17 protein-coding genes are annotated in these 21,390 nt (G+C 38.6%); all 17 read left to right on the top strand.

Annotation, left to right across the window (positions count from 1 at the left end; genetic code table 11):
* Positions 1–24: 24 nt before the first annotated feature.
* The 17 genes from DWV85_RS08800 (at position 25) to citF (ending at position 21,281) form a co-directional block, all read left to right on the top strand.
* Positions 25–636 carry an immunity protein YezG family protein gene (locus DWV85_RS08800; RefSeq protein WP_243632562.1) on the top strand — a complete coding sequence of 204 codons (612 nt, stop codon included), beginning with the start codon at positions 25–27 and terminating at the stop codon, positions 634–636.
* A 24-nt stretch (positions 637–660) separates the two neighbouring features.
* Positions 661–912, top strand: a complete 252-nt coding sequence (locus DWV85_RS09430; RefSeq protein ID WP_243632561.1) for a hypothetical protein — start codon at positions 661–663, stop codon at positions 910–912.
* A gap of 38 nt (positions 913–950) precedes the next feature.
* The gene (locus DWV85_RS08795; RefSeq protein ID WP_123138536.1) at positions 951–1,823 is read left to right on the top strand and encodes a hypothetical protein; all 873 of its coding nucleotides are present in this window, start codon (positions 951–953) and stop codon (positions 1,821–1,823) included.
* Positions 1,824–1,960: 137 nt separating this feature from the next.
* A complete protein-coding gene (locus DWV85_RS08790) occupies positions 1,961–2,725 on the top strand; it encodes a DUF3969 family protein (RefSeq protein ID WP_004696790.1) in 765 nt (254 codons plus the stop codon).
* 270 nt (positions 2,726–2,995) lie between these two features.
* Complete coding sequence (locus DWV85_RS08785) at positions 2,996–3,883, top strand: immunity protein YezG family protein (protein WP_123138535.1); 888 nt, start codon at positions 2,996–2,998, stop codon at positions 3,881–3,883.
* Between the two features lie 156 nt (positions 3,884–4,039).
* A complete protein-coding gene (locus DWV85_RS08780; protein WP_123138534.1) occupies positions 4,040–4,471 on the top strand; it encodes a hypothetical protein in 432 nt (143 codons plus the stop codon).
* A 334-nt stretch (positions 4,472–4,805) separates the two neighbouring features.
* Entirely contained in the window at positions 4,806–8,120 is a 3,315-nt protein-coding gene (locus DWV85_RS08770) for a hemagglutinin repeat-containing protein (RefSeq protein ID WP_243632560.1), read from the top strand.
* Positions 8,121–8,162: 42 nt separating this feature from the next.
* Entirely contained in the window at positions 8,163–8,573 is a 411-nt protein-coding gene (locus DWV85_RS08765) for a hypothetical protein (RefSeq protein ID WP_147416660.1), read from the top strand.
* Positions 8,574–8,755: 182 nt separating this feature from the next.
* Entirely contained in the window at positions 8,756–9,523 is a 768-nt protein-coding gene (locus DWV85_RS08760) for a SprT family zinc-dependent metalloprotease (protein ID WP_119563347.1), read from the top strand.
* Positions 9,524–9,535: 12 nt separating this feature from the next.
* Positions 9,536–12,943 (top strand): DNA polymerase III subunit alpha, encoded by a 3,408-nt coding sequence (locus DWV85_RS08755; protein WP_123138533.1) that lies wholly within the window; start codon positions 9,536–9,538, stop codon positions 12,941–12,943.
* Positions 12,944–13,142: 199 nt separating this feature from the next.
* The gene (gene pyk / locus DWV85_RS08750) at positions 13,143–14,891 is read left to right on the top strand and encodes a pyruvate kinase (protein WP_123138532.1); all 1,749 of its coding nucleotides are present in this window, start codon (positions 13,143–13,145) and stop codon (positions 14,889–14,891) included.
* 35 nt (positions 14,892–14,926) lie between these two features.
* Positions 14,927–15,670: a Bax inhibitor-1/YccA family protein gene (locus DWV85_RS08745; RefSeq protein WP_101928435.1), complete on the top strand. Its 744-nt coding sequence runs from the start codon at positions 14,927–14,929 to the stop codon at positions 15,668–15,670.
* A 13-nt stretch (positions 15,671–15,683) separates the two neighbouring features.
* Positions 15,684–16,595, top strand: coding sequence for a LysR family transcriptional regulator (locus tag DWV85_RS08740; protein ID WP_105086979.1), 912 nt, complete (start codon positions 15,684–15,686; stop codon positions 16,593–16,595).
* Between the two features lie 387 nt (positions 16,596–16,982).
* Positions 16,983–18,386, top strand: a complete 1,404-nt coding sequence (locus tag DWV85_RS08735) for a DASS family sodium-coupled anion symporter (RefSeq protein ID WP_012864718.1) — start codon at positions 16,983–16,985, stop codon at positions 18,384–18,386.
* A 123-nt stretch (positions 18,387–18,509) separates the two neighbouring features.
* Positions 18,510–18,779 (top strand): citrate lyase acyl carrier protein, encoded by a 270-nt coding sequence (gene citD / locus DWV85_RS08730; protein ID WP_004696923.1) that lies wholly within the window; start codon positions 18,510–18,512, stop codon positions 18,777–18,779.
* Positions 18,779–19,744 (top strand): aldolase/citrate lyase family protein, encoded by a 966-nt coding sequence (locus DWV85_RS08725; protein WP_123138531.1) that lies wholly within the window; start codon positions 18,779–18,781, stop codon positions 19,742–19,744. Before citD ends, DWV85_RS08725 begins: the two co-directional genes overlap by 1 nt.
* Complete coding sequence (citF, locus tag DWV85_RS08720; RefSeq protein ID WP_005385631.1) at positions 19,734–21,281, top strand: citrate lyase subunit alpha; 1,548 nt, start codon at positions 19,734–19,736, stop codon at positions 21,279–21,281. Before DWV85_RS08725 ends, citF begins: the two co-directional genes overlap by 11 nt.
* Positions 21,282–21,390 lie beyond the last annotated feature (109 nt).

Raw genomic sequence — 21,390 nt, 5'->3', positions numbered from 1 at the left:
AAGTGAAGATTAATAGGAATAACTATGAATACATATATTAATAAAATAAGAGATATATTGGTGGAGTGTACGCCTAAATATTGGTATAAGATTTATTTGTATTTTGAATGTTCTGAGTTAGGATCAACATCAGGTTGTTATTATATAAAAACGCCAGGTGGATCTATTATTCAATATGGTGAATTTATATATAATTTTTCTGATGAAAATAGCGAACGAATAAAACAGGGGATGTATGATATTTTAACGAATGTTAGATTATTACACGAAGCATCGATTGAGAAGTGGACTTGGGGGACAATGTATATTTCACGCGATGACTATGAGCCACATTGTGAATTTCATAATGACCCTGTAACTGACGATTGCTGGCTCCAAAATAGATATAAGTGGGTATATAAAAACTTTGGTGTTTTGGAAAATGAAGATGAATTTGAGCCGGATGTATATAAAGAAATGCTAAAAGGTCCACGAGGTATTTTATTATTGGAAGATATGGAATCTCGTGTATTAGCAAAAAATTATACTGCTATTGATAAGGCGTTTAAGTTAAAGCATAAAAGCTTAGAATCAGAACTTGAGAAACATTATAATAAAGTGGCCAAAAGTATATACAAATTAACGCCTTTAAATTAGCATCGTGCTAAATTAGACTTTGATATGAATATTGATAATCCCTCTGTAGAGCTTCTAGTTTATAAAACTGAGGATGATTCATGTATTACAAAGTATGTAGAAAATAATGATAAAGAGCCGGCTATTATTTCGGAAGTTATGTATGATTTAAAGAATGAAATTTTAGCGATGATTGAGACTTTTAAATTCTATAATCAAAACCCATTCTCTGGTTTAGTATATACATTAACCTCTAATGGTGAGGTATCTTTAGAGCTAACTTATGGAGATAAATAATTTTAAGTTCGTTGATGAAATTGATTGGATAAGCTTTCATGCAGATAGGAAAAAACTCAAAAAAATGGCTTGAGAGAATACTTCTTTCTTGTTTAATAGTAGTAGGTATTATTTTTGGCGGTTGGCTTTTCTTTGCTACAAACTTTATGCATCCATTTATCCACTATTTGGATCTGAGGGGAGGTATAATATATTACAAAGAGCCAACTAATATAATTGCTTCTAATGTTCTTGGTTTTGATGAAGTACGAGGGAAAATATATTATATAACTACAAATGGTATTGGTGTATATAATGAATTAAATAACGAACATGTATTTATATTACATAAAGAGCCATCTAATGAAATCAGAATAAATGACATTACTAATGTATATCCAGAATTTAGTCGTTTTTCTGATTCGGAACAGGAAGTTTGGAAAAGCAAATTTTATGCTGATTTTAGGCAAAGAATTCCTATAGAGGAGGGAAGTATCATTAGATTTCCATTCTTTTTTTCTTACGAAACCCGTGGAATTTATAATTTAGCTACAGGATCTAAATTATCGAAAATTGATACGTATAAAATTTCTAATAATATATTTTATAATGTTGATTTTGGAAGCATTACTAAGATAGATTTAGAAACTGGTATAGTATGGAAGTACTATTCTAATAACTTATTAAATTATAATTTTATTAATGAAACGGTTTCTAGTAAATCAAAAGAGTTTAGTGTTAATGAATTAATCAAAGAACGAAATCATGATGAACAACTAAAAGATAAAATTATAGCTATAGATCATTATAGTCAATTTAGTAAAGATGATAAGGATGTTATAGAAGAATTGTTTATTAAGTTAGTTACTGCACGAGAGAGTATGAGCTTAAAACCAGAACATAAAATGGGGTTAGAAAACTATTTAGAGTGATTAACTTTTCAATGTATTCATACTTAGTTGGGGAGTCTGGCTAAAGAATATATATTATTTATTACTATAAATAAAAAGGGTTAATGATAAACCAGTAAATCAAAAGCTAAAATAATATAGTGGGTAGAGGTATAATTATGATTTATTTTAAAAATAAAAAAAGCTTAGATACATTTTTAATGGTCTTTATATTGGGTGCTGTTAAGGCATATAGACGAAATTATATTGACTTGACCATTCTAGAATATTACATATTTAGTATGTTAATTCGATTAATGTGTAGAAAAGCACATCTGTCCGATAAACTGTTAAATATAATTGGTGATGGGATGAGTTTAGAGGATGTTGATGAGTGGATGGCTCGTAGAATCCCTATACCAGCATTAAATGATACGTTAGATGATATTGAATGCAGTAGTTGGATTGCTTTAATAGAACGGGAGTTAGAGGGTAATACTTTATCTGAAGCGTTAAAGATTTCTACACATGATGAAAAGAAGTTCGGTATCTATTTCTTTACCGATTATGTAGAGGAGATATTTTGGGCGTTGTTTTTGTTAGGATTGTATGAAGTCTTACAAAAACCTGAATTCATTTCTGAATCAATCTTAAGTTGTATTAAACAGACTTATTTGTCTGAAATATATACGTGTGAACGTATTCAGGATGAAGATCTTCAAGCATGTATTTCCAATTTACAGGAGATAGCCGATACTAATATATCCGGGCAATTAAGTAAAGATTTAATTACTATGAAAGCAAAATTAGCATCATTACAGGTATTATTACCATTTTATGGTATGAGTTCTGACAAGTTAGAAACAGGTATTGATTTAAAAGCCACTAAAGGGATGTTTTGGCAGATCAAAGTTTCAGGGAAGTTTATAGACTTAGGATTATAGATTCTAGAAGATTTTTAAGTTGTATATATACTTATGATTATTATTTAAGAAAACTAAGTTAGAAGGCTTTTCAAAAGAGGTTTTATATAACTTTAGAAAAATGCTAATTAACTCAAACCATGGTGCTAAATACTAGCAATAATCGCTGGTATTATTTAGGTTATGATCTAACATTTTTTGATTTAGATAAACATCGAATCATTACTAATGATGATGTAAGAGGAATAGAAGATCCTCCGATGAAATTCCTAATAATTAATGTGAGGATATATGGATAGATATATTAATAAAATAAGAGATATACTTATTGATTGTATGCCAATACATTGGTATAAGTGTTATTTGTTTTTTGAATGTACAGAATCAGGTATGAGTTCGGCTTGTTATTATGTAAAAACTCCGGCAGGTTCAATCATTAGTTATGGAGATTTATTATATAATTGTAGTGATGAAAAAGTAAAATCTATAAAAGCTGGGACTAGTGAGATTTTGACGTATGTACGTTTACTTCATGAAGCTTCTACAGAACAATGGACATGGGGAACGATGTATATTTCACGAGATGACTATGAACCCCATTGTGAATTTCATAATGATCGCGTAACTGATGAGTATTGGCTTCAAAATAGACATAAGTGGAGATATCAGAATTTTGGTGTTCTGGCTAGAGAAGATGAATTTGAGCCGGATGTATATAAAGAAATGCTAAAAGGTCCTCGAGGTGTTTTATTATTGGAAGATATGGAGTCTCGTGTATTAGCAAAAAATTATACTGCCATTGATAAGGCGTTTAAGTTAAAGCATATAAGCTTAGAATCAGAACTTGAAAAACATTATAATAAAGTGGCCAAAAGTATATACAAGTTAACGCCTCTAAATTGGCATCGTGCTAAATTACACTTTGATATGAATGTTAATAATCCCTTTGTAGAGCTTTGGGTTTATAAAACTGAGGATGATTCATGTATTACAAAGTATGTAGAAAATAATGATAAAGAGCCGGCTATTATTTCGGAAGTTATGTATGATTTAAAGAATGAAATTTTAGCGATGATTGAGACTTTTAAATTCTATAATCAAAACCCATTCTCTGGTTTAGTATATACATTAACCTCTAATGGTGAGGTATCTTTAGAGCTAACTTATGGAGATAAATGATTTAAAGTTCGTTGATGAAATTGATTAGATAAGCTTTTACGGATCTGTTCATTAGGTGTTCGAAATCGATGGGTGGCAAACTATACTACAAAAAGTCAACTAATAGAACTGACTCTGATATTAGTGATATTGATGAGGTAAGAGGAAAAATTAGGGATGAATTTTAAAACAATTTATTCTGTTGTTTGGTATATGTTTATAGGCTGTTTTAGCTTATGGCTAATTTGTGGATTAGGTTATAAGTTTTTGTTTAATGATAATGTTGAGCAGTCTAGAATGGAATTGACGCAAGCTTTAAATGCAACTTTTCCACGAGAACACTATATGATCGCTGGAGATGTATATGATTCGAACAGAAAAAATCTATTATCTAGAGGAGTATCAATAAACATAAAGAAAGATTTACTACATAGAGATATAAAATCAATAAAGCCCTTGAGTGGGAATTGGACCTTAGTTGACCAAACTGAGTCTCGTTATGTATATGAAAATCAATCATATAGAGTATATGTAACAAAGGATCCGGTAAATGATGGATATATTGTAGTGTTAGCCCGTAATAATTGGTTAGAAAGATTGCATTTATAATTTTATTTTAAATGGAGCTATATATGAAGATTGGTCTTTCATTATTTTTTTTATGTATATATTGTCTATATTTTATTAGGAATCCTTATTTTGTATTAGACAAGGAACAAGTTAAACGTTCTAAATCTATGTTATATATAGAAATAGGAATAGGTTGTCTGGTTTTTATACTCATTAATATTCCTTATGATGGTGCTAATTTAATTCATCTTTTAGCTGTTATAGGCATATTGAGTTGGGTATTAGAATTGTGGTTGAGAATTTTGGCTGTTAAGTCTGACTCTTCACTTACTTTAGAGAAAATGCCTATTCTATTGAAAAAGGAAAACTTGTCGTGGCGGCAGATCGTGATGTTATCAATAACGGCGTCAAGTATGAAGCTAGCAATAATAAGGTTGTATGGAACAGTGCCAATAGTCGTCGTGAGACGGTAAACGCTGTAGATCAAGGTCAAATTATGGCGAAAGGTGATGCTGTAGTTACAGCAGGCCGTGATGTTACAATGCAGGCCGGTAAGGTGACTTCCAATAAAGATGTTACTCTAGTAGCTGGACGTCAGGTAAACATGCAGTCTATGACAGCGAATCATGAATTAGAGGAACATCGCTATGATAAAGGAAAATCTGGTGGTGGTCATTCTCAGACTACAGAAACACATGATTTAGTGAATGAAGTAACCACTGTAGGCAGCAGTGTGGAAGGTAACAATGTAACTGTGGCTGCTAATGCTGATGTAGCACTTAGTGGTAGTGAAATTTTGGCAGCTGATAAAGTTCAGGTGGAAGGTAAGAATGTAAAACTTGATACTGCAGCGGCTACAAGTACTGTTGACCATGTGTATAAGGACAAGAAGAAAAGTTTAGTTAAACGGGAACGTACGGATGCAACCGGTGTGGCACAAGTGACTGCTGTAACAGGTTCTGTTGTGAGTGGTAAAGAAGTTACGATTAAATCTGGTCATGATGTGATGGGACAATCCGCTAAACTGATGGGGGAACAAGGCGTTCAAGTGTCAGCAGCTGGCAAGGTTGAACTCGGTGCGGATAAGAATGTAACGAAAGAAGCGAGTACATATCGTCATAAGACTTCAGGTTTAATGGGAAGTGGTATCGGATTCACTATTGGTACAGAAAAACGAGATGTAGATGATACCAATCGTGAAGAGGAAACTGTACGTAATACTATTGCTAGTACGAAGGGCCATGTAAACATTACGGCTAATGATACGGTACATCTTACTAGTGCCGATGTATTAAGTAAAACCGGTACAACGATTGAGGGGGCTACAGTAACCCTTGATGGTAATACTGATACGCAACATATGACGCATGATGATCGCTATAAAAAGTCCGGTTTAACAGTAGCATTAGGTGGTGCTTTAGCTGATAGTATAACGAATGCAACGCGAACTATTAAACAAGCTGGTGGCCGTGATGATAAACGTTTAGCAGCACTTGAACTTAATGAAGCTCGTAAACAGTTACAAGATGGATATGAAGCTGTAGATAGTGCTTTACATGGAGCTAAAATACGAGATGCAGTGACTGGTAAAGTTGAAAAAGTAGATGGTAAAGCTAAACGAGGTCCTAAAAATATTGATAATGCTATTAATCTATCTGTAAGTGTTGGTAGTACTTCAAGGAAACAAGGTCAAGTAGTTGATACAAAAACATATCAAGGTGGTACTCTTATTAGTGAAAATAATGTACACATTATAGCTCGTGATGCTGAGCAAAATGGTATCGGTTTAACTGGTGAAACGGTAAAAGCTAAAAAACTAGTATTAGATAGTGCTAGAGATATTAAACTTGAGGCTGGTAAAAATACTGTAGATGTTAATAATTCCTATAAAAGCTCTGGTTGGAGCGTAGGTGCTGGTATTAGTTTAACTGGTGGTGGCCTTCTCGATATTAATGCGAGTGCTCATATGGCACGACAAAATGGAGATACCCATCAAGAAAGTTATGTACCAACAAAGATTAAAGCGGTTGAATTAGCACAGCTTAAAGCAAAACGAGATACAAATATTATTGGGTCTACCGTATCTGGTAAAAAAGTAGATGTAGATACAGGTCGTGATTTACATATTCAAAGCTTACAAGATGTAGATAACTTTAAAGAACATAGTAAATCCGCTGGGCTCTCTGTTTCCTTCAAACCAACATTTAAGGATCCAACTGGCAGTATAAATGCTAGTGTAGGGAGAATTGATAGCAAATGGAAAAGCGTAACAGAACAAGCTGGCATTTATGCTGGAGAAGAAGGCTATGACATTAATGTAGGTAATAGTACTACATTAGAAGGTGCTTTAATTAAAAGTGATGCTCTAAAAGCTAAGAATAAATTGACTACAAAATCTCTAGAGATGAAAGATATCCAAAATGAAGCTGAGTATACATATAGCAACAATGGTATTGGATATAACTACTATGGCAGTAAAAAGAAACTCGAAGAGATGAAGACCAGCGATAAAAAAGGCTATGATAAGATTTATAACAATATCGGTCTAGTTCCAAATTTAGGCATAGGATCTAAAGGTAAAGCAAGCTCTACTACTCAATCTGCTATCTCTGATGGTATACTAACTGTAGATGGCAAAGAAATTGATACTAAAACCATCAATACGAATACCGAAAATACGTTGCATCAATTAGATAAGATTTTCGATAAAAAGAAAATTGAAGAGCGTCAAGAATTAGCACGTCTTTTCTCTAAAAACGCATTTGAACAACTACATAACTGGCAACCAACAACCAAAGATGGCAAAATCGCTAAATCTATTGCACATGGTATCATAGGTGAAGTAGCAGCGCGTATGGCTGGTAATACACCGGGTAGCGGATTTAAAGCTACTATGACTAATGAGCTATTAATTGGAGAAATAAAGAAAGTAGCTAAACATGATCCTGCATTAGCACAATGGTTGAGTGCTGCCGTAGGTGGTGTAGTTAATAAAGTAAGTGGAGAATCAAGTAATAGTGGTGCTGCAACTGCATCTTATGCTACTAAGTGGAATGAATATGTGGTTCCAATGTATGGAATATATCATGCCCCTATTGCGGAAGATTATCAATTGGGGACGGAGGAGCAGAAGCAGATTGCAGAGCAATATGGTAGATACATTATGGTAAAATCAATGGAAAGTGAAGCAGATACTTTATTACCACCAAGAGACTGGCCAAAAGAAGAGAATCAGTTAGTGGTAAAAGCTGCAGGTATCTCTCCTTGGAGTATTCCGGTTACATTTAACCATGCTTATGGTGTGGATTATCAGGGAAATAAATATTTAATTCAAGGCGCAGATATTGGTGAAGGGACTTTTCCTGTTCATATTACGAAGTCTACTGTAACCTATAAATGGGGAAGTTTTACTGGTGTGAGTGCATATGCTAATATAGGTATTTTGGGAGGAACAGGAGCTAGTATCTCTAAAGATTCTTTTTCAACAAATTCGTCTATTAGTACAACTGGTATGGCAGTAGTAGGAATTGAGACTGCTATTCAAATGCCTAATTCCAATGATTTTCGATATGGGGTTAATGAAGCAAGAGGAATTGATTTTAAATATTATAATATATATCAACCAAATGGATTATTTACAAATCCTAATAACAATAATGAAGAGTCATCAGAGGAAAGAATAGATTAGAGATTTTTGGTTTTTTATGGAGTAACTATGTGGATGTATACAATGTTAAGATCTAAATTTTATGAATTACCATTTCGAGCTCGATTTATAATAGTTGGTTGGATTTTAATAATTAGTCTATTTTTGCTATATTCAATAATTATAGTCTTGATGCATCCTATATTCCTAAATCATGTGAATAATTCTAGTTCGACTTTAGAGCGGTATAATAGCTATGTAGTGGCTATGAATACTTCATATGAGGGGAAGAATAGTCAGATTGCTGTAAAAACAATTGAGTATCAGAACCTCTCCGTAGAAGAAGTAATCAATGAATTGCAATTATATAGCATAAAGCTTATTGATTCTGATAAATCTGAAGGCTCTACATATACCTTATTTGATACGACAAATAAAGTAAAAATTATTGTTTCAAAAGAACAAAATAAAACTATAGTTAAGTTTATTTATTAATTTTAAAAAGTAATTTTGTATAAAATAATCTTACTTAAATCTTTAATTTACTCTTATGACACCTATACCATGCACAAGAGCTTGGTATAGGTGTCATTTTTATATTACAAATTAATAAAAATCAGTATTGATTAAAATCTAAGTAGTTCTATTAAAATCACTAGATTTTTACGATTTTATGAGTGTTTTATGATAAAATAAAAGGTATGAATACTTCAACAACTAGGTCTATTACCTATAATGGCGACACAATTGAATATGAGTTAACCATCAAGCGTGTGAAGAACATGAACATGCGCATTACCATGGATGGTGTGATCCATGTGTCGGCGAATGGGTATGTGCCGGATTATGTGGTGGACAAGTTTGTTATCGAAAATATGTCCTCCATTGAGCGGGCTCGTTATAAGATTGATGCATTGAATGCCAAGCGCGTCGATGCGTTGCAGTATGTGAATGGTGAAAGTTTATCAATCCTCGGTATTCCCGTTACGTTGCGCCTAGTTGAGCAGGATGGAAAGCCTCACATCGGCTTTGATGGAAAAGCCATACTTACCATGGTTGTACCTCGTGGTACGACCTTTGAAGCTAAACATAAATTAATGCAAAGTTACTGGCGTAATTTAGGGGAGAAGGTCTTTGTCCATTGGGCGAAGGTCGTGTATCAACGCTTTCACAAGCAACATATCGATGTTCCCATGCCAACTATAAAACAGCAACGTATGAAGAGCCGTTGGGGTTCTTGTACCCCAGCAAAGCAGCTCATCAAGATGAATACCCGTTTGTTAGAGGGGCCACAGGCGTATATTGAGTACGTCATGGTTCATGAGTTTGCTCATTTTAAATATTTAGACCATTCCAAGAACTTTCACAATCTCGTGGCACAGTTTTTGCCAGATTGGAAGGCTCGTAAGAAGTCATTGAACGTGTATTTTGCTCATCGCCCTTAAAGGAGGTGTACCATGCAGCCATTTGTACATTTACATAGTCATACAGAGTTTAGTTTGCTTGACGGCATCAGTCGTTTGCCTGACATGGTACGTCGTGCGAAGGAGTTAAATCAGCCGGCCCTTGCCATTACAGACCACGGAAATATGTATGCAGCTATTTACTTCTATAAAGAGTGTATAGCGCAAGGCGTTAAGCCTATCATCGGTTGTGAAGTGTATGTAACGGAACATAGCCGATTCGATCGTCCCGAAGGTCGCAGCCGTGAACGATTAAAACATCTCATCCTATTAGCTGAGACCATGGAGGGGTATCGTAATCTCGTTAAAATCGTGTCTAAAGCATCGACGGAAGGTATGTTGTATCGTCCTCGTGCAGACCGAGATTTATTGCGCCAATACAGCAAGGGGATAATTGCCCTCAGTGCTTGTATTCAAGGAGAAATCCCTCAGTATATCTTGCAAGATAATATGGAGGGTGCTAAACGCTCCATCGAATGGTATATCGAGACATACGGCAAGGATAATTTCTTCTTAGAAATTCAAAATCATGGCTTACCAGAAGAAGCAAAGGCACAAGAGGAGCTCATTAAGCTCAGCAAGGAATACGGTCTTGGCATCGTAGCGTCTAATGACTTCCACTATGTCTTAAAAGAGGATGCAGACGCTCAGGATATTAAGGTTTGTATTTCTACAGGCCGCCGCCGTGCCGAAGTGGACCGCTTAAAGTTCCCTAATGATGAGTTCTATTTGAAATCCGGGGATGAGATGGCGCAGTTGTTCTCTCATATTCCTGGGGCCATTGAAAACACATTAAAAATTGCAGAGCGCTGTAACGTAGAATTCAACTTCGACGAACATCACTTGCCTCACTTTGATGTGCCCGAAGGGGAAACGTCTAAAACGTATTTACGTAAGGTTTGTGAACGAGAAATTCCACGCCTTTATGGTGAAACGTCTGAAGAGTTACAAAAGCGTCTCGACTACGAGTTAGATGTTATCGGTACGATGGGGTTTGAGGATTACTTCCTCATCGTGTGGGATTATGTGCGGTATGCCCGTGAGCACGATATCTTAGTAGGACCAGGCCGTGGTTCTGCGGCAGGTTCTGTAGTAGCGTACCTTTTAGGTATTACAGGTCTTGATCCATTAAAATACGATTTGCTTTTTGAACGGTTCTTAAATCCAGAGCGGGTAAGCATGCCTGATATCGATATTGACTTCTGCTATGAAAAACGTGGTCAAGCCATTGAATATGTGACGAGAAAATACGGTCAAGCTCGCGTATCTCAGATTATTACCTTTGGTACAGAGGCAGCTCGTGCCGTTATTCGTGACGTAGGTCGCGTGCTCGACTTACCTCTGGCTGAAGTGAACCGCATCGCTAAGATGATTCCCAACGAACTGGGGATTACCTTAGATAAGGCTCTACAAGGAAAAGAGTTAAAAGCTTTATACGAAACCGATCCAAATGTAAAAGAGTTATTCGACTTTGGTAAAAAGCTAGAAGGGATAGCGCGAAATTCGTCCACGCACGCGGCGGGCGTCGTAATTTCTGCAGATCCTCTCGATGACCATGTACCTGTACAAAATGCCAACGATGAAGGCTTTGTAACGCAGTATGATAAGGATAATATCGAGGAATTGGGCCTCCTAAAAATGGACTTCTTGGGCCTCCGTACTTTGACGGTTATGGGGGATGCTTTAAAACTCATCAAGGCGAACCGTGGTATTGACCTAGACTTAGACGCCATTCCGCTCGATGATGCGGCGGCTTGTGAGCTTCTCACCAAGGGTGACACATCTGGTGTATTCCAACTTGAGTCGGAAGGTATCACTAAGCTCGTTATGGACCTTAAGCCTGAGCATTTTGAAGACTTAATTCCATTGGTAGCCTTGTATCGTCCAGGCCCATTAGGCTCTGGGATGGTGGCGGACTTTATCGACCGCCGTCATGGTAAAAAAGAGGTTACTTATTTACATCCTATTTTGGAACCTATCTTGAAAGATACCTTTGGTGTAATCTTATACCAAGAACAGGTTATGCAGATTGCGTCCGCCATGGGGGGCTTCTCCCTTGGTCAAGCGGATTTGATGCGCCGTGCCATGGGTAAGAAAAAGGAATCTGTTCTAAAGGCGCAACGGGAGTCCTTTATTCAAGGCTCCGTAGCAAACGGTATTACTGAATCCGTTGCGAATGAAGTATTCGACTTGCTCGTATACTTCGCTGGCTACGGCTTTAATAAATCACATAGTGCGGCTTATGCGTATATCGCGTACCAGACAGCGTACTTGAAAGCGCACTATTTCCCGGAATTTATGGCGGCTACCATGACGAGCTTCATGCAGAATATGCAAAAGTTAACGTATTACATTAACTCTTGCAAGAAGCATAACGTTAAGGTTCTAGGTCCAGATATTAACTATTCTGAACGCAGTTTTGCCGTACAAGACGACGCCATTCGCTTTGGCCTTGGCGGTATTAAGAACGTAGGGGACAATGCTATTGATCGCTTGATTCGCGAGCGCAATGAGCATGGTCTGTATACGGATATCGTGGACTTCTGCAAACGGGTGGATAATAGGGTTGTTAATAAACGACTTCTTGAAAGTCTCATTCGCTGCGGCGCCATGGATGGCTTCAAGGAAAATCGTAACCAATTGTTGCACATGTATGAAAGCGCACAAGCCGTTGGTGCTAAAGAGCAAAAAGATGCTGCTATGGGTACCATGAACCTCTTTGGCGATATGGAAGAATCTGTCGATTTCATCCCTGTTCCCAATGTGGAGGATTTATCGGAAGACGATAAGTTAAAGGATGAAAAAGAATATACCGGCTTTTACATTACGGGGCATCCATTGCAAGGATATGCGAAAGAATTGGAAGGTCTCTTTGAACTGGGTGCTCTCGTAGAAAATCCAGAGCAATACGATGGCCAAACCATTACCTTTGGTGGCCTCATCGAAAATAAATCGGATCGCATGACAAAGCGCAATGAGGTTATGTCCATTCTTCGCATCGAAGATTATTCTGGTGCGGCTAATGTAGTGGCATTCCCTAAGGTCTTTAGTCAAAGTCAGCAATTCCTTGCGGTCGATATGATTGTTAAGGTAAAAGGCCGGGTTGATGCGGATGAAAAGGGTGTGCAAATCATTGCAGACCGTATTACGCCATTAAAGGTAAACTATGGGCAGGCAAAACAGGTGGCAATCCACATTTATAGCCAATATGATACACCAGAAAATAGCGAAGCCTTAAAACGCGTATTGACTAGCACCGCTGGCTCTGTGCCAACGTCGTTATATTTACACCGTCAACGAAAACGCATTAATTTACCACCGAATATGTGCTTTGACCCTAGTGATGAATCTATCAGGGCTATTGAATCTATTCTAGGCGAGGGCTCCGTAGAGGTACAGTAAACATATAATGTTAACACAAGTATGTGCGACATATAATGAGCATATATAGGTGTAACATGTAATAAGCATATACTTGATACATAAGTATATAAATGGTGTAGAGAAACATATGTTGCGTGAGGTATAGATAGCTTTCACCAACATTGATATAATAAGAAATGAAAGATCCAATCTTGGAGGTGCTTTCATAGGAGGAAAGATGAAACGTACAAAGATCGTATGTACTGTAGGTCCGGGAACGGATAAATTTGGTATCTTAGAAGATATGATGCGGGCGGGCATGAACGTAGCTCGTTTTAACTTCTCCCACGGATCCCATGAAGAGCAAGCAGAACGCATGCAAATGGTGCGCGATGCGGCGATGATTGTGAATAAACCAATCGCATTAATGCTCGATACAAAAGGTCCAGAGGTACGTCTTGGTCTATTTAAAGAGGGCAAGGTATTTCTCGAAGCCGGTCAACAATTTACGTTGACTACAGATGATGTGGAAGGTACAAAAGAGCTTAGCTCCGTGAACTACAAAGGTCTTACAGGCGATGTGTCCGTAGGGGATAAAGTCCTCTTGGCTGATGGGCTTGTAACACTTGTTATCGATGCTATCGAAGGTAATAATATCGTTACAACTGTTCAAAACAGCGGGGAAATCGGTAACCGCAAGCGTGTAGCCGTACCAGGTATAGCACTAAGCTTGCCACCCGTATCTGAACAGGATGAAGCAGACTTGCGCTTTGGTTGTCAACAAGGGGTAGACTTTGTGGCCGCATCCTTCATGCAACGCGGCAAAGACATTGTGGCTATTCGTCGCATTCTTGAGTCTGAGAAAAAAGACATAAAGATTATCGCGAAAATTGAAAATGCAGAAGGCGTTAAAAATATCGATGAAATCTTGGAAGTTGCGGATGGACTCATGGTTGCTCGTGGCGATCTCGGTGTAGAAATTCCTGCAGAAGAGGTGCCAGTACTTCAAAAGATGATGATTGAAAAATGTAATGACTTGGGGAAACCCGTTATTACGGCGACACAAATGCTCGAGTCTATGATTCAAAACCCACGTCCTACACGTGCGGAAGCAAGTGACGTAGCCAACGCCATTTTGGATGGTACTGATGCGATTATGTTGTCTGGCGAAACAGCCAATGGTTCCTATCCTGTAGAAGCTGTTGCAACCATGACTCGCATTGCAGAGGTAACGGAGAAGGCTGCAATTTATGATAGCTATAGCCGCGCTCGTGAGGATGAAGAAATGACTACCACAAGCGCCGTATGTTTGGCTAGCGTGCGCGTAGCTCAAAACCTCGGGGCCACAGCTATTTTGACATGTACTGAATCTGGTCACACCGCACTTAGTGTGGCTCGTCATCGTCCAGATTGTAAAATTATCGCTGTTACACCTCATGAGGAAACTATCCGTCGCATGCAATTATGCTGGGGTGTAGAGGCTATCAAGGGACATGAAATCATCAACTCCGATGAAATGGTTAAACAAGCTATTACCGGTGCTCTTGGCACTGGCGCCATCGAGTCTGGTGACCTCGTAGTTGTTACCGCTGGGGTACCATCTGGTGCAACAGGTACGACCAATATGATTCGCGTTCATATTGCAGGTCGAGTGCTCCTGTCTGGTAATGGTATTTTACGCAAATCCGTTACAGGTAATGTGTACATTGCGGCTAATCATAAGGGCAATTATGAAAGCTTCAAAGATGGCGATATCCTAGTGGTAGGTACAATGGAGCCTGAATTGATGGCCATTGCTAAACGTGCTGGCGGTATCATCGCAGTGGAAGATGGTTATACATCGGACAGTGCTATCGCGGGCATTACGTATGGTATTCCTGTTATCTTAGGCGCTAAAAATGCCCACGAAGTGCTCCTCGAAGGTCAAGAAGTGACTATCGATGGCGAACGTGGTAAGGTGTTTGCGGGCATTGCAAATGCTCGATAATCTCTATGAGTGATAATTAAATAAGGAGGGATAGTATGAATCCATATAATGTAACAGGACCTACTGCAGCTGAGGTTGCACAGGTTGAAAGTATCGTATCCCAACGATTAAAAGGCTCTTTCTTGTGGATGGTTGTAGGCTTACTTACAACTATTGGTGTTGGCTTTGCTGCATTAGTGAATCCAAATTGGTTACGCTTTGCGTACCAAAATTTTAATATTATCTTATTAGTAGAGCTAGGTGTGGTATTCCTTTTTAGTGCTCGTGCATATTCTGCTAATGTAATGACGTTACGAGGTATGTTCTTCCTCTATAGTGCTTTGAATGGTCTCACATTGACTTTGGTATCGTTGCGATACAATGTGTTTGATGTTGTTATTCCGGCGTTAATAGGTACGCTTGCTTTCTTCGTTGGCTTTGCCGTGGTAGGGGCTATAACTAAACGTAATTTATCATCCCTTACACCATATGTGATGGCGGCATTGTTCGGCATGATCATCGTATCCTTGGTGATGATGGGGGCCCGCTTCTTTAACTGGACTGTACTCAGTGGCTTTAGTGATACTGTTAGTTTAGTTCTAGGTTATGTAGGTGTTGTAGTATTCTCTATCTTTACAGCTATCGATGTGAACCGCATTAAAAATAATGTGACACAAGTGGCGCTCATGGAGGATGAAACAATTTTAGACCGCATTGAAATCACTGGTGCTTTGAGCCTTTATTTAGATTTCATTAACTTATTCTTATCCTTATTACGCATCTTTGGTAATAAGCGATAACAAAGGAGTTTATATGGACGATAGAGAATGGCAAACCTTTGTTACTGTTGTGGATGAAGGCAATATTACAAGGGCTGCTGAAAAATTATTTTTATCGCAACCAGCGTTGAGCTATCGGTTGCGCCATATGGAAAAAGCCTTGAGCCATTCTCTGTTGTTGCGGACTGCTGAAGGGATTGCCCTCACGGCACAAGGCGAAATTTTCTATGATTACTGCAAGCGAATGATGCAAGAACAAGAGGCCTTGGAGAATGCTATGAATTCCGCTTCTGGCAAGATTCAAGGGACATTGAAAATCGCGTCATCTATTAACTTTGCAGACTATGAATTACCAGCCTTATTGAGATCTTTCCGAGAACAATATCCAGATGTTCACATTCAAGTGAAGACTGCTTTCAGCCATCAAGTGGTAAAGATGTTTAATACCGGTGACTGTATGGTCGCCTTTGCTCGTGGTGGTTATGATGTGTCTGGCAAGTCTGAATTGTTACTAGCAGAACCATATTGTTTAGTATATAAAGAATTAGTGCCACCTGAATCCTTGGTAAAAGTACCATTCATTAAATATCAAACAGATGCATCGGTGGCAAATATTATCGAAACTTGGTGTGCAGAACATTTTGATGAGCCTCCAAGTGTGGCGATGGATGTAAACTCTATGAGTACTTGTCGCCATTTTGTTCGTGCTGGCCTTGGTTGGTCTATCTTGACCTATATGGGACTTGGATCCTGTAAGGATAAAGATATCTATGTGAGTCCATTGCGTAGCAAAGATGGTGAATACATCACCCGTGATACGAATATGGTGTACACAAAAGATGCGGAAAATCTGGTTGTAGTAAAAACATTTATCGAATATGTTCGTAATTACTACAAAGAACATACCGTAGTGGATGACAGTATATTTAGAGAATATAAAGCATAGGATGCATTATAATAGAGTATATCTATGAGATTTTCTAACTGTTCATCCATGCTGTTTTAGTATTGGACTTTTTCGATATAATAACTCATAATATAGATTAAGATTAATATAGTACCATGTAAGTGCATGTATATCCTTTTGAGGAGGTATACATGCATTTTTTTCATTTGGGACTATAATTCTATGCTTAAAATGCATAAAAAGTATGATTAGTAGATATAAAAGTTTTTATAACCCCTATAAAGGTAATCTATTTTTCATATTACTTTTAAACATTTATAATGAGGGTAGACTTAATCAATGTAATCGACGTCGCGAGCGGTTATGTTGTTAAAGACTAGATGATTTTATGTATGCCTAAGTTAGTTAAGAAAGGGAAAGACACACATGAAAGACAAATTATGGCGCATTGGCCTTATGGTTGCCATCGTCGCATTTATGTGGTTCGGTGGCACACCTGAAGGCCTCAAACCAGAAGTATGGAAATTATTTGGTATTTATTTAGCTACTATCGTGGGCTTGGTATTAAAACCATTCCCAGTTCCTATTACAGTATTATTAGGTGTTGCTACATCTTCTGTTTTATTGAACAATACAAAAGACGTATTGGTTGGTTACAGTAATACAGCATTGTGGTTGATCTTCGCAGCCTTCGCTTTATCCGTTGCATTCGGTAAAACTGGCCTTGGTCACCGCATTGCGTACTACTTGGTTCGCGCTTTTGGTAGTACAACACTTCGTCTTGGTTATGTAACTGCATTCCTTGATATGATCTTATCTCCTGCAACACCATCCAACACAGCTCGTGCGGCAGGTATCGTATATCCAATCAACTTGTCCATCGCTGAAGCAGTTGGTTCTTACCCAGGTGAGACTGCTAAAAAAGCAGGTGCTTACCTCTTACAGAATGGTTACTTTGCAACTAAAGTAACATCCTTCTTCTTTGCGACAGCAATGGCGCCAAACTTATTGGCTTTAGACTTCATTACTAAATTGACTGGTGTAACTTTAAACTGGGCTCAATGGGCATTAGCTATGTTCGTACCTGGTTTCATCATGTTAATGCTTATCCCACTTATTGGCTACATGTATGAACGTCCAAGTGTAAAAGACATCGACAACAAGAAAATTGCTGCTGACGGTTTGGCGGAATTAGGACCTATGAAAGCGTCCGAAAAAGGTCTTATCGCTATCGCACTTCTTGCAATCGTAGGCTGGATTCTTCCTACTTTTGATGTTACTCTTAATGCAACAGCAGTTGCTATCGTAGCAATGCTTGCTACATTCGTATTTGGTATTATTACTTGGGATGATTTGCTCAAAACTAAAGCTGCTTGGAACACATTGATTTGGTTTGGTGGTATCTTGGGCTTATCCTCTGCATTGACTAAAGGTAAATTCTTCGAATGGTTGGCTAAATACTTAGAAACTCACATGAACTTCGGTTTAGATCCATTCATGATGCTTATCCTTATCTCCATTGTTTCCGTTGCAGTTCGTTACTTCTTCGCATCTGGTACTGCATACATCTCCGCGATGCTTCCAGTATTCTTGATTTTAGGTGTTAACGCAGGCGTGGATCCTACATTACTTGCTTTCATCTTGATCGGCACAAACTCCTATGGTGGTTCCGTAACTCACTACGGTGCTGCTCCTGGTCCAATCATCTTCTCCGCTGGTTACAACAACGTAAAAGATTGGTGGACAGTTGGTTTGATTTCCGCTTTAGTATGTTTAGTATTGAACTACGTAATCGGTATCCCTTGGTGGAAAATCACTGGTTTCATGTAATATGAAGCTTTCACTATGGAGTGTTAGAATTTAATTGTTAGTATTCAATGTCTGTACTGGGCTCTCGCGACGAGCCTGTACAGACTTGAACTTTATATATGTTTCACAACGAAAGGATGCAATATGGCACAATTAGTAAAAGCTGCGCAAGCTGGCTTCGACGAAAAAAATGATGCATTAGTAACGGTTGAACCGATTGCTAGCGGTATCGAAATTGAATTAACATCCAAAGTTATCCGCCAATACGGCGACCAAATTAAATCCGTTATCTTGAACACAGTGAAAGAAGCTGGTTATGATGGCGTAAAAGTAATCGTACAAGATAAAAATGCTTGGGATTACACAATTAAAGCTCGCGTATTAGGTGCATTGGAAAGGGGGAGCAAAGCATAATGGCTAACGATAAAACATTCCCAGAAGTTAAAACTAACCCATTAACAGAGGCTGCTAAAAAACGCTTGTCTCGTTCCATGATGTTCGTACCGGGTAATACACCTAAAATGATTAACAGTGCAGATATTCACGGTGCTGACTCCATCATGATCGATATCGAAGATTCCGTGCCAATTACAGAAAAAGACACAGCTCGTCTTTTAACTGCAGAAGCATTGAAATCCCGTAAATTCCGTGCAGAAACAGTTGTTCGTATCAACCATCCTACACAAACTCCTTATGGCTATGACGATCTTGATGTTATCGTTCCAGCTAAACCTGATATGATTCGTTTACCTAAAACTGAAGATGTTTCTGAAGTTGAAATCGTAGCGAAGAAGATTGAAGAAGTGGAAAAAGCTAACGGTTGGCCGGAAGGTACAATCAACATTATCGTGGCTATTGAATCCGTCCGCGGCTTATATAATGTTCGTGAAATCTGCCATGGTCCTCGCGTAGTTGCTATCGCTCTTGGCGCTGAAGACTATCGTGCAGACCTTCGCACAGGTAAACATAAACCAGCTGTTGAATTGTTGTTCGCTCGTCAAACAATCCTTCATGCGGCGCGTGAAGCAGGTATCCGCGTAATCGATACTGTATTCTCCGACGTGAAAGACCCACAAGGCTTCCGCGAAGAAGTTGAATTCATTAAAGCTTTGGGCTATGATGGCAAATCTTGTATCCACCCAAGCCAAATCAAAATTATCCACGACGTATTCACTCCTGACGAAAAAGAAATCGCTCATTCCGTTAAGGTATTGAACAGCTATGCAGATGCATTGCGCAACAATAAAGGCGTAATCTCCGTAGATGGTAAAATGATCGATGGTCCTATCGTAGTTCGTGCACAACGCGTTGTTGATAAAGCACGTGCAGCAGGCATTAAAGTTGAATTAGAGGAAGGAGCAGAATACGATGTTAAATAAAGTAGGTCGCGATATCCCAACAAATATCCCAGCACTAGAAGGTCGCGAAGTATATCAAGGTGAATTCGCAATCGAACCTAAAGCTCATCGCGCAGGTAAACCTGTACATATGAGCCGTGTTGGTACAAATAAAGTACTTGCTTCTATCGATGAAGCAATCGAAAAGGTTGGCGTAAAAGATGGCATGACATTGTCCTTCCATCATCATTTGCGCAACGGTGACTATGTAATGAAAATGGTTATGGAACGCGTACAAGCAAAAGGTATCAAAGATATTACTATCGCATCTTCTTCCTTGTCCCCATGCCATGAATTCTTGGTAGAAATGATTCAAGATGGTACTGTAACAGCTATCGAAACATCTGGCTTGCGCGATCGTCTTGGTAAATTCTTAACTCAAAACCCAGGCGTATTGAAACGCCCTGTAGTGATTCGTTCTCATGGTGGTCGTGCTCGTGCTATCGAATCTGGCGAAGTTCATATCGACGTAGCTTTTATGGGTGCTCCTACAGCTGATCCACGTGGTAATGCTACTGGTCGTATGGGTAAATCCGCATGTGGTGCACTTGGCTATGCTAAAGTTGACTCTCACTATGCAGACAAAACTGTTATCATCACTGATAATTTGGTTGATTATGTACACAACTATGCAATTCCTCAAACTGATGTAGATTATGTTGTTGAGGTTGAAAGCATTGGTGATCCAGAAGGTATCGCTTCTGGTGCGGTAGGTTTCACTAAAAACCCTATCCAAATTAAAATTGCTGAACTAGCTGGTGAATTCCTTGACCAAGCAGGCATCATTAAAGATGGTTTCGTATTTCAATTGGGCGCTGGCGGTGCTCCATTGACAGTTGCAAAATTCATCGCTGAAAAACTTCGCAAACGCGGTGAAGTAGGTGGCTTCGCTATCGGTGGTGCTACTGGTATCTTGACTGGTATGCTTGAAGAAGGCTTGATTCGTGCAATTTACGATACTCAAACATTCGATACAACTGCAGCAGCTTCTTTAGATAAAAACCCTGCACACATCGAAATGTCCGCTTCCATGTATGCTAACCCATGGACTGACTGCACTACAAACTACCTAGACGTAGTATTCCTTGGTGCTACTGAAATCGACCTTGATTTCAACGTAAACGTAATGACTGACTCTAACGGTGTATTGATGGGCGCTTCTGGCGGTCACTCCGATACAGCAGCAGGTGCTAAATGTACAGTTATTACTTGTCCATTGATCCGTGGTCGTTTGCCAATGATCCGTGACAAAGTTGCAACTGTAATTACACCAGGCTCCTCCGTTGATGTACTTGTTACTGAATACGGTATTGCAATCAACCCAGCTCGTACTGATTTGATTGAACGCTTCAAAGATAGCAACTTGCCTATCTACACAATTGAAGAATTACAACAATTAGCATTCGACTTGGTAGGTAAACCACAAGATATCCCTGTATCCGACAAAGACGAAGACATCGTGGCAATCGTAGAATACCGCGATGGTTCTATCCTTGACGTGGTTCGTAAACCTCTATAATTGAGTAGGGGTTGGAGTCCGGTAGAGTCCGTTTGGGTTTCGCTGTCAACTCACCATCCCATGCTAGTAAGTTAATACAAAGACCCGCTCCATGAGTTCGAGGACCATG

Source organism: Veillonella sp. AF13-2, assembly GCF_003603295.1.
Lineage (GTDB): Bacteria > Bacillota > Negativicutes > Veillonellales > Veillonellaceae > Veillonella > Veillonella parvula_E.
This window is presented reverse-complemented; position numbering and strand designations above follow the sequence as displayed.